A 14,305-nucleotide genomic window follows, 5' to 3' on the forward strand; every position below is an offset into this window, starting at 1 on the left:
GATCGTCGGCGGTGGCGGCGCGGGCGGCTGCGGCGGCACCGGCGGCGGCGGCGGCGGCGCGGGCGGGGGATCGTTCGGGCTCTTCGTCCTCAATTCGAACGGATTGACCCTGACGGGCAATACGATCCGGAGCGCGAAGGGCGGCGCCGGCGGCAGCGGCGGCGCAGGTGCCGCAGGGGGCGCCGGCGGGGGCGGTGGTGCGGGCGCGGCGACGTGCACCGCCGAGGTGGGCCAGGGCGGCAATGGCGGCACCGGCGGCAAGGGTGGCAATGGCGGGCATGGCGGCGGCGGCGCGGGAGGCCCCTCGTTTGCCGTGTACCGTGTCGGCAGCTCCTTGGTCTCGGTCACGGGCAACACGCTCACCCCCGGCACCGGCGGTGCGGGCGGCACCTCGTCTGGCAACGCGGGCGTCGCGGGCTCGTCCGGGCAGGTCTTTTGAGCGACGACCTTTCCCGTCGGACGCGGCTCGCCGCGCCCTTTTCCCGAGCGCCGGGGTTTACGGCCGGCGCGCGCGTCGCTTAGACTCGCGCGCCGCGGCGCGCATGCGCCCGAGGGAGGTGGCCGTGTCCATTCGTTCGTTGTTTGCCGTATCGCTCGTCGTGGGGATGTTCTGCTCCGCGGGGTGCACCAAGTCCGACAAGGCGGGCGGAGAGGCGGCGCCCGAGCCCAGGGCCGCCGCCGAGGGGAAGGCCGCGCCGGGGCAAACGCCCGCGGGCGAGAGAGCGGCGGCGCCGTCGGGCGGCGGGGATCTGGACGCGGCGAAGGCGCTGCTCGAGGCGTTCTTGAGGCCGGGCGCGGATCATGCGGCGCTCACGAAGCAGCTCGAGCCGACGACCGACGATTACAAGGCCGTCTTCAAGGACGACGCCGCAGGCAAGCTCGAATCACATTACAAGAAGATGTGGTCCGACCCGAACGCGGCCATCAGCCCGAAAGAGGGACAAACCCAGCTCCTCCTGTATTCGGCGACGACGGAGGAGATCGCGGCGGGCCAGGGCGACGGGCCGAACTTCCCCGGCGGATACAAGAAGGCCGTGGAGGCCATGAAGCCGGGCGTCCGCTGGGTTCGGTTCAAGTTCGTCAAGCCCGGGGAGACGCTCGGCATGGCGTTCGACGGGCTCACGCGCGTGAATGGCAAATGGCGCTTCTTCCCGAAGCCGTGGCGCGGGCTCGAGGGATCCTGAGGCGCCGGGAGAGACACGTGATCAAACAACGATGGCTGTTCGTGTTCGTGGGGATCTCGGCGGCCCTCGCCGGCTGCAGCGGCGGTGAGGGGAGCTCCGGGACGAACGGACCCGCCGACGTTTGCGCACCTTTCATGTCGGAGGTCTCCGCAGGGGAGGTCGAGATCGTCGTCCGGAACGACCGTTCTCAGGCCGTCTACCTGCGCAGCGGCATATGCGACGCGCAGTTTCAAATCGCGCCGTCCGAGGAGGCGACACCACGACGGGCCGAGCTCACGGTCCTCGATGTCACGTGCGACGCGGGCCGGACGCTCGAAGGGTTCCCGCTCGATTGCTTCGACTCGTCCGTTCCTCCGATCGCGCCGGGCGCGACGCAGACGTTTCGATGGTCGGGCCTCCTCTACGAGCGGGTCGAGATGCCGGCGAGCTGTTATGAGAAGGCAAACCCGGCCGAGATCAAGCCATCCACGTGTTCGCAGGGCTTCGCCGTCGCGCCAGGGATGGTGGAGGTGACCGTGCCGCTTTACGCGAACGTGAAGCAGAACTGCGAGAACGGCTGCGAGACCGGGCTCGATCCGTTCGAGGTCAAGGGAACATTCAGCTACCCCGACGGGACGACGGTCACGATCCCCGTCTCGCCCTGACTCAGTGTAGATCCGAGAGAAGCTTCTCCGCCGTGAGCTGGTCCGCGGCGAGCCCGCCGAAGTACCGCATCAGGCCGACCTCCTCGTACCGCGGCATGATCCTCGGGGAGAGCAGGCCGATCTCGCGCAGGTTCGGCACGAGGCGGCTGAACATCACGGTCCGGAAGTCCTCCATCCCCTTCGACCGGTACACCACGTTTCGCCAATCGGCGCGCGTCATCCGGCCCTCGAACCACTCCTCGTAGACCTCGTACGCGGCGAAGCGGTTGCGCATGAGCAGCGCGACCTCGAAGGCCCAGTCCTCGCGCTCCTGCCGCTCGCGCTCCGTCAGGTGCTTCGTGAAGTGCTCGCGCAGCGCGCAGACGCCGTAATGCACGTGCCGCGCCTCGTCCTGGATGACCATCTTGAGGAGCTCCTTCAAGAGCGGCTCCTTCGTCTGCTTGTACAGCGTGCTGAACGCGCCGAGCGCGAGGCCCTCGACCATGATCTGCATGCCGAGGAACTTCATGTCCCAGCGGCCGTCGGTCATGAGCGAGTCGATGATCACGAAGAGGTTGTCGTTGATCTGGTAGAGCTTCTCGAGCTTCGTATCGAGGTACCGGTTGAAGACCTCGACGTGCCGGCCCTCGTCCATCACCTGCGTCGCGCCGTAGAGCTTGCCGTCGAAGAACTGGACGGCCTCGGTCACCTGCGCGGCGGCGAAGAGCGCGCCCTGCTCGCCGTGCAAGAACTGGCTGAGCATCCAGGCGCACATGCTGTAGCTGAGCTTCCTCCGCTCCAGCGCGTCGAGCTTGATGCCGAGCTCCTCGATGTCCTCGAAGGAGAGGAACTCCTCGGGGATGAGCGGGATCTCGGGATCGAGCGGATCGACGCTCGTGTTCCAGGGCAGATCGTCGCCGTTCCATTGGCCGAGCTTGGCGCGGCGGTAGAGGTCGGCCATTTCGGGCTGATCGCTCGGGTACGTCCAGTCGAAATGGGCCGCGTGCGTCGCGGGCATGTCCGTCGGCGTGCCTTGTTTGCCCCGGTGCAGGAGCAGCCCCCGCACGCCCGAGGGGCCGAGCGCGCCGAGCACCTTGGGATCTTTGACCGAGAGGAGGACCTCGAACGCCTCGAAATACGCGTCGATCTGCGATTGCATCCTCGGCGGGAGGAACCTCGTGAGCCGGCTCGTGTCGAACATCGTATGTCTCCTCCGAAACCCGTTTGATGTCAAAGCGTCGCGAGGAAGTTCCTCGCCAGGGCGTCGTGATAACGGACCAAGAAGGCGTTGATGACCGGCAGCGCCCGCTCGACCATGGTGGCGGCTTGCTCGGGCGAGAGCGAGGAGAGGCGGTCGGCGAGGAGCTTCGCCTCGCGGGCGAAGAGCGCGCTCATGGCCTCCTCGTACATCACGATGTCGCGCGCCGAAAAGCCAATCGTCTCGGTGAAGCCGATCCGCCGGAACTCGGCGAACGTCTCCAGGATCCACGTATCGTCGCTCGCCACGACGAGCCGCGCGCGCCCCGAGGCGTCGTGCTCCTCCGCGGCCGCGATGAGGCCGAGATGGACCATGTCCTCGAGATCCTTGCGCGCGAGGCCGAGCTTCTGGATGAGCTCGTTCGCGTCCGCCGTCGTGGGTTTGTCCGCGCGCGCGCCGAGCGCCCTGCTGAGGCGGGCTTTCACCTCGTGGACGAACCTGCGTTGCGCGGGGCTGAAGGCCTCGTCGCGCTCTTCGAGCAGGGCCTTGATCGCGCGCAGCGGGAGGAACCGCTCGTGCTGGAGCTTGCGCACGAGGAGGATCCGGGCGAGGTGCTCCTCGCCGTAATACGCCATGTTGCGGCCGGTCTTGTGGCCCTCCGGCACGAGGCCCTGCTGGATGTAGAAATGGACGACCTGCCGCGGCAAACCGGTCCGCTCGCAGAGATCCTTCATGCGATACGGGTACGCCTCGCGGTCCACGGCCGGGCGCGTGGGCTCCTTGCTCGCGAGGGCGACGTCCATCACGGGACTTCCACCGTGCACGGCGCCGCCGCGCGGGACACGCACGCGAGGACGAACCCCTGGTTTTTCTCTTCCTCTTGCAGGCAATTCGGCTCTTCGCTCGTCACGTCCCCCGACAGGAGCTTGATCTTGCACACGCCGCACCCGCCCATCGTACACGAGAACGGCATGGGCAACGACGCGGCGAGGCCCGCTTCGAGCAGGGTTTGTCCGGGCGCGGCGGTCACGGTCTTCGTGCGGCCGCGGAGGCGGATCTCGATCGGGGCGGAGCTCGTGGGGAGCGCCGGCGTGGTGCGGCGCGCGGGGGCGGAGAACCGTTCCTCGTGGATGCGAGCAGGAGCGACGCCGCGGGCGAGCAGCGCTTCCCGCGCCGCGATCATCATCGGCTCGGGCCCGCAGACATAATAATCGGTGGCGCCTGCGTCGAGGCCGGAGACCGCGGCGAGCACGTCGAGCTCGCGCGTGACGTTGTCGTGATCGAGCAGGCCGGTGCGTCCGGTGAAACCCGCGGGCGGCTCGGAGAGCACGTGGCGGAGCGTGAAGCGATCCGCGTGGGTTTCGACGAGGGAAGCGAGCGCCTCGCGGAAGATGATGTCGGCCTCGCCCCGGTTTCCGTACACGAGCGAGACGCGGCTCTCGGGCTCGCGCGCGAGCGTGGTCCGCGTGATCGAGGCGAGCGGCGTGATGCCGCTGCCGCCCGCGATCAAGACGAGGTGCCTTCGCGCCGCGGGATCCGGCGCCGCCGTGAAGCTGCCGGAGGGCCCGAGCACGTCGAGGACGTCTCCTTCCGCGACCCGCTCGTTCAGGTGGTTCGAGGCGCGGCCGCCGGGCATTCGCTTGATGGTGATCGTCACCTCGGCGGCGGCGCCGTCTTCGTCGGGAAGGCTCGAGATCGAATAGGCGCGGCGGAGGATCTCGCCGCTCGCGAGCGTGACGAGCACGGTGAAGAACTGGCCAGGGACGAAGGCGATGCGGCGGCCCTCGGGATCGGTGAGCGAGAGCGAGACGGCGTCCGCGGTCTCGCGTACGACGCGCGTGACGCGGAGCCTGCGCGGCGTGATGCCGGCGCTCGACGTGGGGGAAGGCGAAGTCGTGAAGGCGAGGAGGTGCCGGGCGAGCGGCTTGCGGACCGCGTACGGCGCGGGGCGCAAGCCGGTGAAGTCGTTCAAGACCGTCCGTACGTCACGCACCAGCGCTTCGAGCCGGACGACGATCCTGGCGGGCAGGAGATCCGCGGCGCCTCCGCTTTTGCGCGTCTCGGCTTGGATCGTGGCCTTGTCGAGCTCCATGGCTCGCTTGTACCGGCAGGACTGCAAAGTGTCAAGTGTCACTTGACACTGCGCGCCGACGCGACGGCTCCGCGGCCGCCGTCGTGGGGGATGCCGTCGTCGTCCACGGGATCGGAATCGGAGACGCGGCACGAATTCGACGGGACGACGATCCGAACGGGAAATGCCAGCGATGAATGCTTCAGGGTCGTACCATCGGCGTGGGTTCGTCGGCGGGACGTGTTGTCGTCCTGCCGCCACCATGCTTTCCTCGGTACCGTGAGCTACCTATTCGTCGCGTATCTGTACGACAAACGTCGCTGCTCGGCGAAGGCCATCGTGGATCCGTGGGCCGACGTGGAGCCGCGCTTCGCGGGCGAGAGGCTCGTGCGCGTGGCCGTGAGCCCGCGCGTCGAGGCGGTGTTTTACTTCCCGGGAAACTTCCGGCAGAAATCGCTGGCCTTTTCGCTGGGCTGCGAGGTCTTCCTGGGGGACGACGTGGCCGCGGCGCCGGCCGAGGCGCGGAGGAAAGCAGGCGAGCGAGATTGGCAATACGTGGCGTGGGCCTCGTCGGACATGAACGACTACGACGTGGCCATGCGTTTCACGCCCGACGGCTTCGAGGGCCGCGCGATGATCGACGGGGAGGGCGAGCGCGTCGTGATCGACAAGGGGGGCCTCCGGACGTACGAAAAAAAGACGATCGCAGCCTCGCCGCAGGAGCTCGGCTTCGGGATCGAGGGAAGCGCGACCTTCGACGAAGCGGCCTTCGAGCGCGCGCTCGTCGAGCGGGAAGAGCCTTTCCGGCCGGGCCTCTTGGTGCACGACACGCTGGGCGTGACGCGCGGCAAGGTGATCGACGCGCTCGACATCGTGGGCGAGGGGCAAGGCGAGGTGTTGTGGCCCAAGGGCGGGCCCGTGGACTCGCAGGCCCTTCGGCGCGCCTCCGTCGAAGCCGATGACCCGATCGTGCCGGCGCTGCCGTTATGGGAGCATTTGCGCGACGGAACGAGGAAGGCCGCCGGCGGGATGGCGAAGAAGAGGGGCTGGAAGAAGCCGGCTTGATTCAGGGGCCCGGGCCGAAGGTGCGCTCGGCGGCGACGAACGTCGAGCCGGCGATTCGGAAGGGCATCAACATCACGTCCGCGGGGATGGGCGCGCGGAGGAGCTGCTCGGGCAAGGCGTAGGTCCGATCGACCACCCGCACGGTCACGGGCGCGCCGGGCGCGAGGTCGATCGATCCTTCGATGCCCTCCGCGGGCAAACCCTGGAAGGTAAAACCCCAGGGCTCGGCGGTCGTCGCTCGAAAGGCGCTTGGCTCGTCCACGCGTCGCCCGTCGATCGTCGCGCCGCGGAGGGGCGCCTCCGAGGTGACCGAGACGAGGACGAAGGGCGCGCTCCGGCCCGAGCGAAGGCGAAAGCGGAGGGTGCGGATCCCCTCGTGGATCGTGTCGCCGAGGGCCTCGAACTGGGGCGGCGGGAGGTCGAGCGGCGGCGCCTCGGCCTCGTGCCGGAGCGTCCCTTGGTCGGGGAGCGAGAAACGAGCGGCGCGGCGCGTGGCCTCGGGGATGTGCAAGGTCGTCCAGGGCGTGGGTTTGTCCTCGGTCGTCGTCCAGACGGCCTCGCGGCGATCGGCGTCGAAGGCATAAGCGAGGCAAGCCGGGCGCGGCCGCGCCGGCGAGAAGGGGTTTGTCACGACGGCCAAACCGAGCGTGACCACGAAGGCGGCCGCGAGGCCGAGGGCGGGCTTGCGCGAGGCGCCCGCGCCGAGGACTTCGAAGAGCGGGGCGAGGAGGCCCGCGAGGAGGACGACGACGGCGACGGCCGGCGCGGCCCGCGGCAAGCCGAGGGCGACGAAGAGGAGATAAGGGACCGGGACGACGAGGACGAGCGCAGGAAGCGCGGAGAGCAGGAGCCAGAGGCCGCTCGACGGTGATTGCGGAGCAGGGCGCCTTTGCCAGACGAGCAGGCCCGCGAGCGACGCGGCGAGGGGGAGGGCAAACAGAAAACTCGCGCCTGGCAGGAGCGCGGCCGTCACGAACGCGAGGAGGAGCCAGGCCGAGGCCGCGCCGAGCGCGAGCTCGAAGGGGGAGAGGCGTGCCCGGAAAAACCGATGGGCGGCGGCAAAAACGGCGACGCCGAGCAGGGCGAGGGCGATTCGCGCGAGGCCCGGGTCGAAGGGATCCCCGCGGAAAACGCCCCACACGGGCGCGAGGGCGCGGAGCGCGGCGACGAAGCCGGCGGCGAGCCCAGCCGCGAGCACGAGCGAGGCGAGGAGCACGCCGAATCCGGCGAGCACACGAGCCGGGCGCGCTTGTCCGCGTCGTACGGCAGAGAGGAGCGCGAAGGCGAACAAAGCTGCGGGGATCATCGCTATCGGCAGCGCCCACGCGCGGCGGTACACGATGAGCCCGAGCCCCGGCACGTCGAAATAAACGACCGGCTCGGCGGCGAGGGTCGTGAGATCGAGATCGCCGAAGCGCCGCGCGAGCAAGGTCGCGAGCGTCCCCGCGTGCGCGAGGGTGCGCCGGTCGAGGTGCGCCGGGGCGTCGACGGGGGAATGGTAATGGGCGGCCCCGTCGGCGGCTGCGAAATTCATCCCGGGCACGCCGGCCTGGCGGAACGGGAAAAAATCGGTCTGGTGGCCGAGGCGGCGCGCGATTTCGGGGAAAAGCGACGTGGCGACGGGATCGGGCGCGGCGTCCGCGAAATGCCGCACGAGCGCGCCGGCGTCGGCGCTCGTCTCGATGAGCCCGACGGGGCCTCGTGTGCCACGCGCGTCGAAGTTCAGCACGAGGCCGATGTCGCGGAAGGACGGGTGCTCGCGGACGAAGACGTTCCCGCCGAGCACGCCGGCTTCTTCGGCGTCCGTGAACAGGAAGATCACGTCCTTGCGGAGCGCGGGGCCTGCGCGGAGGGCGCGGGCCGTCTCCAGCAAGACGGCGACGCCGCTCGCGTCGTCGGCCGCGCCGGGGGCATTCGGAACGGAGTCGTAATGGGCGACGAGCGCGAGGGCCGGGCCACGCTCGCGCCCGGGCAAACGCGCGACGAGGTTCTCGACGCGGGCGCCGTCGTACGGCACGCCCCAGTGCGTGCCGAGCGCCGTGGCGCGCTGGATCTCCACGGGGATGCCGAGGCGCGTGAGCTCGGCGCGGATGAGCTCCTGCGCGGCGTCGTGACCCGAGGTACCCGGAGGACGCGGCGCCGCGGCGAGGTGCGCCACGTGGGCTGCGGCGAGGTCCACGGAAAACGCCTGCGGCGTCGGGCTCGCCGGCGGCGCTTTTGGGACGAACGCGACGATCCGGAAGGCGACGATCGCAAGGAGGGCGAGTAGGAGTGCGGCGCGGTGGGCCGCCGGGGGGATCTTCATTGGTTTTGCACGGGGCTCATGCGCTCGCGGTACGACGCGTGGAGCATGCGCCGAGACTACCACCGCGGCGGGCCGGGGGGCGGCGATTGGATTTTGCTCACAAGCGTCACGACGGGCGTCTATCCTGTGCGGCGCCCCTCGGCGTCCCCAGGAGGTCGTTCGTGTCCGCTCGTGTTTCTCTCGCCCGCACATCCCCGTTCGTCCTCGCGCTCCTCGCCTCCTCCGCGTGTCATGTCGAGGAGAAGGCCGCCCCGACGCCGCCGCCGCTCTCCGCGCCCGCCGCCGCGCCCGCAGCGACGAGCGAGGGCGAGGCGTCGAACGCGCGCGCGGAGTTCATTCGGTCGAGGTACACGAAATACGAATACCGCATTCCCATGCGCGACGGCGCGCGGCTCTTCACGGCGGTGTACGTGCCGAACGACGCGAGCCCTTCCCGGAAGTATCCGTTCCTCATGACGCGCACGCCTTACTCCGTGGCGCCGTACGGGGCCGATCGGTACCGCGAGCGCCTGGTATCGGAGGCGTTCGAGAAGGAGGGCTTCATCTTCGTTCATCAGGACGTGCGCGGCCGCTTCATGTCCGAGGGCGCGTTCGTGAACGTGCGCCCGCACCTCGACAAGAAGGGGCCGAAGGACATCGACGAGAGCACCGATACGTACGACACGCTCGAGTGGCTGACGAAAAACGTGGCCGGGAACAACGGGCGCGCGGGCATGCTCGGGGTGTCGTATCCGGGGTTTTATGCGTCGGCGGGGGCGATCGATTCACACCCGTCCTTGAAGGCGATCTCGCCGCAGGCGCCGATCGGGGACTGGTTCCGCGGCGACGACATGCACCGGCACGGCGCCTTCAATTTGCAGCTCGCGTTCCATTTCTTCGCGTCGTTCGACAAACCGCGGCCGAAGCCCAAGGAGGACAGCGAGGACGATTGGGAGGGGGTCGACTACGGGACGCCCGACGCCTACCGGTTTTTCCTCTCCGCGGGGCCCCTCGCCGAGGCCGAGGCGAAGCATTTCAAGGGCGAGCGGCCGTTCTTCCGCGAGATCGTGGCGCACCCGAACTACGACGCGTTCTGGCAGGCCCGGAACATCCTGCCGCACCTGCGCAACATCAAGGCCGCGGTGCTCGTCGTGGGAGGATTTTACGATACGGAGGACCTCTACGGCCCGCTCGCCACGTACCGCGCGATCGAGGCACAAAACCCGGGCACGAAGAACTCGATCGTGATGGGGCCGTGGAAACACGGGGGCTGGTGGTATGAGAAAGGGGACAAACTCGGCGACGCGGATTTCGGGTTCGCGACGTCGGTCGTGCTCCAGGATCTCGAGCTCGCGTTCTTCAAGCATCACCTGAAGGATGGGCCGGAGCCGGAGCTCTCGGAGGCGCTGGTCTTCGAGGTGGGCGCCAATCGCTTCCGCAGGTTCGACGCCTGGCCCCCGCGCGAGGCGAAGAAGGGGCGCCTCTACCTGCAAGCGAGCGGCGCGCTGTCGTTCGAGCCGCCGAAGAACACGGAGGCCGAGAGCGACGAATACGTGAGCGATCCAGACAAACCCGTGCCGCACACGCAGGAGATGGGGAACGACTGGTCGACGAACTACATGGCCGAGGATCAACGCTTCGCGTCACGCCGGCCCGATGTGCTCGAATATCGGTCGGAGCCGCTCGAGCGGGACGTCACGCTCGCGGGGCCGCTCGAAGCCGAGGTATGGGTGAGCACGACGGGGACCGATGCGGACTGGGTGGTGAAGCTCATCGACGAGAACCCCGGAAAGATGCCGGGGTTCACCAAGGAAGACCGGTGGGCGGGCAAAAAAGACAAGGGCGGCCAGCAGATCCTCGTGCGCGGCGAGCCGTTCCGCGGCCGGTTCCGCGAGAGTTATGAAGCGCCGAAGCCGTTCGTCCCGGGCGAGCCGACGAAGGTGAAGTTCGCGGTGAACGACGTGCTCCACACCTTCAAGAAGGGGCACCGGATCGTGATCCAGGTGCAATCGACGTGGTTCCCGTTCATCGACCGAAACCCGCAGAAATTCGTGCCGAACATCTTCGAGGCCAAGCCGAGCGATTACATGAAGGCGACGCACCGGGTGTATCGATCCCAGGCGATGCCGAGCGCGCTGGAAGTGACGATCCTTCCGGCGCTCGACGAGTAGGTTTTTCTTCGCACCTCGAACGTTTCTCCGGTACGCTCGCGGCTCGACCCGCGATGACCACGATGAAGCCCACCGCCGAGCCCGCTGCCCCGCAGGAAACCACGAGCGCGACGGACCCCGAGCAACAATGGCTCGATACGGTCTATCGCAAAGGGGAAAAACAGCTCACGCCGCGCGCGATCATCGCCGGGATGCTCATCGGCGGGGTGATGTGTTTGTCGAACCTCTACGTCTTTTTCAAGACGGGCTGGAGCCTCGGGGTCACGCTGACCGCGTGTATCCTCGCGTTCGCCGTCTTCGAGTTGTTTCGCGCGGCGAAGCTGACGAAGAGCGAGTTCACGATCCTGGAGAACAACGCGATGGGCTCGGTCGCGTCCGCGGCCGGGTACATGACGGGCGGCGGGAACATGGCGGCGTTCGGCGCGCTGCTCATGGTCACGACGACGCGGCCGAGCGCGGTCTGGCTGATGCTCTGGTTCGGCGTGATCGCGGCGATGGGCGTGTTCGCGGCGATCCCGATCAAGCGGCAGCTCATCAACAAGGAGGCGCTCGCCTTTCCGACGGGCACGGCGACGGCCGAGACGCTGCGCTCGATGCACGAGGCGACGCATCACGGAGATGCGGGCGCAGAAGGCGCGGGCGGCGGCAAGGAGAAGGCGCGGCTGCTCGGGATCGCGGGGCTCATGGGCGCGTTGCTCGCGTTCTTGCGTGATGCGAAGGCGGCGTGGATCCCGTTCAACCTGCCAGGCTCGATCGCGCTGCCCTTCCAGATCGCGGGGCGCGCGGCGAAGGACTGGACGATCACGCTGAACTGCGAGCTCGTGCTGGTCGGCGCGGGCGCGCTCATGAGCTTCCGCACGGCGTGGTCGCTCTTGCTCTCGGGGATGGCTGGCTACGCGATCCTCGCGCCGCGGCTCGCCGCGGAGCACGCGATCAAAGAGGTGAGCTACAAGGCGATCGTCGGGTGGACGCTCTGGCCAGGCGCCGCGATCCTCGTGGCCTCGGGCCTGACGAGCTTCTTCCTCGATTACAAGAGCATCGTCCGCTCGTTCCGCGGTTTGTCGGGCATATTCACGGGTGGCGCGAAATCCGAAAAAGAGGAGCCCATCGCGGAGGTGGAGTGCCCGACCTGGTGGTTCCCCGCAGGGTTCGCCGTGCTCGCGCCGATCGTGATCCTCTTGATGGGGTTCCTGTTCCAGATTCCGTTATGGGCTGGGATCATCGCCGTGCCGCTGTCCGTCGTGATGGGGTTCGTCGCGGCGCGCGTGACGGGCGAGACGGACGTGACGCCGACGAAGGCGCTCGGGCCGGTGACGCAGGCGGTGTACGGGGTGCTTTCGCCCGGCAATCTCGCGGGCAACATCATGAGCGCGAACGTGACGGGCGGGGTCGGGCTGCATGCCGCGGATCTCCTGGTGGACCTGAAGAGCGGGTGGCTGCTCGGCGCGAGCCCCAGGCAGCAGCTCAAAGGGCAGCTCTTCGGCGTGGTGGCCGGGGCGCTCGTGGTGGTGCCGGCCTTCTGGCTCATCATGCCGGACCCGTCCGTGCTCGGCAGCGAGGAGTGGCCCGCGCCCTCGTGCCTCGTATGGGCCGGCGTTTCGAAGGCATTCGCAGGCGGGCTCGGGGGTTTGCCTCCGGGGGCAGACCGGGCGATGGTCATCGGCCTTCTGCTCGGCGTGGTGCTCGCGCTCGCGGAGCGATTCGCGCCGAAGAAGCTGCTCCCGTTCGTGCCTTCGCCGGCGGGCCTCGGCATCGCGCTGGTGATCCCGGCGAGCAACGCGATCGCGATGTTCATCGGCGCGACGATCGCGCACGTGCTGCGCAAGACGAAGCCGGCGCTCGGCGAGCGGCTGACGGTGCCCGTGTCGAGCGGGTGGATCGCGGGGGAGAGCTTGATGGGAATCTTGATCAAGCTGCTCGTGGTGGCCGGCGTGCTGCAGAAGTAGGTGGAGCCAGGTGGTGATGAGCAAGACCCAAGGCGACACCACGATGGCCGTGCTCCGCGCGATCGGAGAGAACATCCCCGGCGCGATCATGTTCGCGCTCGACCGGGAGTATCGATACATCTATTTCAATCCCCGGCACGAGGGGGTCATGCGGGCGATATGGGGCGCAGACATCCGCCTCGGCCTGAGCATGCTGGAGGTCATCAAGGCCTCCGCCGATCGCGAGAAAGCTCGCGTGAACTTCGATCGTGCGCTTGCGGGCGAAGCATTCACCGTCGTCGAGGCGTATGGCGACGAGGCGCTGCAGCGGAACTACTGGGAGAACGTGTATGCGCCGGTGCGCGGCGAGGATGGCGCGGCGATCGGCGTGTTCGTGCAGGTGAAAGACGTCACGACCGAGAAGCGCAACGAGGCGCTCGTGGCGGAGCATCGAGCCGAGCTCGAACGAATGGTGGCGGCGCGGACGGCGGAGCTCGAAGAGAAGATCGCGCTCATCCAGGCGATCTCCGCGCCGATCATTCAGGTGTGGGACGGCGTGCTCGTGGTTCCGCTCGTCGGGACGCTCGACGAGCGGCGAGGCGAGCGGGTGACGGACGACGTGCTCGCGGCCATTCAGCAGTTTCAGACGCGCGAGGTGCTGCTCGACATCACGGGGATGCGGTCGGTGGACGAGAGCGCCGCGCACCGGCTCCTGCAAACGATCAGCGCGACGCGGCTGCTCGGGGCGGGCTGCGCCGTGGTCGGCGTGAGCCCGGAGGTCGCGAGGACGCTCGTGGGAATCGACGCGCCGCTCTCGGGCGTGCCGACGTACGGGACGCTGCGGGATGGATTGCGCGCGGCGCTCCGGCGAATGGCGTTCGAGGTGGTGCGGCGGGGCAGGTGATCACGCCTCCGCCGTGCCGGTCTCCTTTTTCTTCGTTCGCCGCGAGAACAGGCGCCGCGTCGAATTCGGCAGGAGGCGCGGGATCGTCGGATCCAGATCGTTCGCGCCGTCGAAGGCCCGGACAATCTGCCCGAGCAGGAGGATCGCGACGCCGTCTTCGCGATCGAGCCCGGCCTGCGCCGCGGCTTTCGCCGCTTGCCGTTCGCCGGCATTCGCCGCGGTCGTCCGCACGGCATTCGCCGCGGCCCTGAGTTCCTCCGCATAGGCCGCATCGAGGCTCGCGAGCGTGAGCCGCGCGAGGATGGGCGAGGCGGGCGGGGTTTTCAGCCACGCGTCGAGGACACCGGCGAGCCCATCGAGCCCGCGCGCGAGCGTGTCCGGGGTCTCGGCCGTGCCGACCGTCTCGTCGACTTCCGCGCGCAAGGCCGGGTCGAGGCCGGCGGCGTCCCGCAACGCCGAGGCGGCCTGATCACGCATCGCGACCGCATGCGACGCGGTGCGGCTCGCCTCGGTCGCGCGTTTCGCCCGCGACTTGCCCTCGTCCGTCGTGTCGTCCGCCATCTTCTGCGCCCGCACGTGGAGCGCGAGGAGCTGATGCACGGCGACGCCGAGCAGGGGCAACGAAAACCCCTTGAGGCGTTTCTTCTGCGGCTCGGTGGCGTTTTGCCAGAAGTGGTACGCCTCCTGATAAAGCCGCACCCCGTCGACGACGAGCCGGCTCGTGGCGATCTCGCGACCCTTGTCGGTGAGCTGCTCGTTATCGGTGCCCGCGAGCAGCGCATCGAGCAATCCCGCCTGAGGCGCGCCGACCTTCGCGGCGAGGATGTCGAGGGTGTGGATCGGATCGTCGCTGGATTGGATGGGCATGGCGGGAGAGTCG

The 14,305-nt window shown here is 68.7% G+C and carries 11 protein-coding genes and 1 pseudogene; 7 read left to right on the forward strand and 5 right to left on the reverse strand.

The genetic code is table 11. The features are described 5' to 3' along the window. From QHF89_RS43280 to QHF89_RS43290, 3 genes and pseudogenes are all read left to right on the forward strand, one after another. A pseudogene (locus QHF89_RS43280) lies at positions 1 to 439 on the forward strand (PE-PGRS family protein); the annotation flags it as partial. A 124-nt stretch (positions 440 to 563) separates the two neighbouring features. Continuing rightward, positions 564 to 1,184, forward strand: a complete 621-nt coding sequence (locus tag QHF89_RS43285; RefSeq protein WP_136927990.1) for a hypothetical protein — start codon at positions 564 to 566, stop codon at positions 1,182 to 1,184. 17 nt (positions 1,185 to 1,201) lie between these two features. Continuing rightward, a complete protein-coding gene (locus QHF89_RS43290) occupies positions 1,202 to 1,828 on the forward strand; it encodes a hypothetical protein (protein ID WP_136968952.1) in 627 nt (208 codons plus the stop codon). A 1-nt stretch (position 1,829) separates the two neighbouring features. Here QHF89_RS43290 and QHF89_RS43295 read toward each other — a convergent pair whose 3' ends face one another. From QHF89_RS43295 to QHF89_RS43305, 3 genes are read right to left on the reverse strand one after another with little or no spacing between them, the layout of a single operon-like run. Next, positions 1,830 to 3,008, reverse strand: a complete 1,179-nt coding sequence (locus tag QHF89_RS43295) for a ferritin-like domain-containing protein (RefSeq protein ID WP_284721698.1) — start codon at positions 3,006 to 3,008, stop codon at positions 1,830 to 1,832. 29 nt (positions 3,009 to 3,037) lie between these two features. Next, complete coding sequence (locus QHF89_RS43300) at positions 3,038 to 3,808, reverse strand: MerR family transcriptional regulator (RefSeq protein ID WP_284721706.1); 771 nt, start codon at positions 3,806 to 3,808, stop codon at positions 3,038 to 3,040. Continuing rightward, a complete protein-coding gene (locus QHF89_RS43305; RefSeq protein WP_284721699.1) occupies positions 3,808 to 5,097 on the reverse strand; it encodes a ferredoxin--NADP reductase in 1,290 nt (429 codons plus the stop codon). The genes QHF89_RS43300 and QHF89_RS43305 overlap by 1 nt, the downstream gene beginning before the upstream one ends. Positions 5,098 to 5,355: 258 nt before the next feature. Here QHF89_RS43305 and QHF89_RS43310 point away from each other — a divergent pair, with 258 nt between their 5' ends. After that, complete coding sequence (locus QHF89_RS43310; protein ID WP_136968949.1) at positions 5,356 to 6,141, forward strand: hypothetical protein; 786 nt, start codon at positions 5,356 to 5,358, stop codon at positions 6,139 to 6,141. 1 nt (position 6,142) lies between these two features. Here the strand turns inward: QHF89_RS43310 and QHF89_RS43315 are convergent, their stop codons facing one another. After that, positions 6,143 to 8,446 (reverse strand): M20/M25/M40 family metallo-hydrolase, encoded by a 2,304-nt coding sequence (locus tag QHF89_RS43315; protein WP_284721700.1) that lies wholly within the window; start codon positions 8,444 to 8,446, stop codon positions 6,143 to 6,145. Positions 8,447 to 8,607: 161 nt separating this feature from the next. Here QHF89_RS43315 and QHF89_RS43320 point away from each other — a divergent pair, with 161 nt between their 5' ends. From QHF89_RS43320 to QHF89_RS43330, 3 genes are read left to right on the forward strand one after another with little or no spacing between them, the layout of a single operon-like run. Further along, positions 8,608 to 10,596 (forward strand): CocE/NonD family hydrolase, encoded by a 1,989-nt coding sequence (locus QHF89_RS43320; protein ID WP_136968947.1) that lies wholly within the window; start codon positions 8,608 to 8,610, stop codon positions 10,594 to 10,596. Positions 10,597 to 10,649: 53 nt separating this feature from the next. After that, positions 10,650 to 12,542, forward strand: a complete 1,893-nt coding sequence (locus QHF89_RS43325) for an OPT family oligopeptide transporter (protein WP_136968946.1) — start codon at positions 10,650 to 10,652, stop codon at positions 12,540 to 12,542. Between the two features lie 16 nt (positions 12,543 to 12,558). After that, positions 12,559 to 13,425 carry an STAS domain-containing protein gene (locus tag QHF89_RS43330; RefSeq protein ID WP_136968945.1) on the forward strand — a complete coding sequence of 289 codons (867 nt, stop codon included), beginning with the start codon at positions 12,559 to 12,561 and terminating at the stop codon, positions 13,423 to 13,425. Here the strand turns inward: QHF89_RS43330 and QHF89_RS43335 are convergent, their stop codons facing one another. After that, the gene (locus QHF89_RS43335) at positions 13,426 to 14,292 is read right to left on the reverse strand and encodes a hypothetical protein (RefSeq protein WP_136968944.1); all 867 of its coding nucleotides are present in this window, start codon (positions 14,290 to 14,292) and stop codon (positions 13,426 to 13,428) included. It lies immediately after the preceding gene. Positions 14,293 to 14,305 lie beyond the last annotated feature (13 nt).

Source organism: Polyangium sorediatum, from assembly GCF_029946465.1.
Taxonomy (GTDB): domain Bacteria; phylum Myxococcota_A; class Polyangia; order Polyangiales; family Polyangiaceae; genus Polyangium; species Polyangium fumosum.

Coding starts and splice junctions, on each gene's coding strand:
- QHF89_RS43335 (WP_136968944.1), bottom strand. CDS start 14,292: ATGCCCATCCAATCCAGCGACGATCCGATCCACACCCTCGACATCCTC.
- QHF89_RS43330 (WP_136968945.1), top strand. CDS start 12,559: ATGAGCAAGACCCAAGGCGACACCACGATGGCCGTGCTCCGCGCGATC.
- QHF89_RS43325 (WP_136968946.1), top strand. CDS start 10,650: ATGACCACGATGAAGCCCACCGCCGAGCCCGCTGCCCCGCAGGAAACC.
- QHF89_RS43300 (WP_284721706.1), bottom strand. CDS start 3,808: ATGGACGTCGCCCTCGCGAGCAAGGAGCCCACGCGCCCGGCCGTGGAC.
- QHF89_RS43305 (WP_284721699.1), bottom strand. CDS start 5,097: ATGGAGCTCGACAAGGCCACGATCCAAGCCGAGACGCGCAAAAGCGGA.
- QHF89_RS43295 (WP_284721698.1), bottom strand. CDS start 3,008: ATGTTCGACACGAGCCGGCTCACGAGGTTCCTCCCGCCGAGGATGCAA.
- QHF89_RS43315 (WP_284721700.1), bottom strand. CDS start 8,446: ATGAAGATCCCCCCGGCGGCCCACCGCGCCGCACTCCTACTCGCCCTC.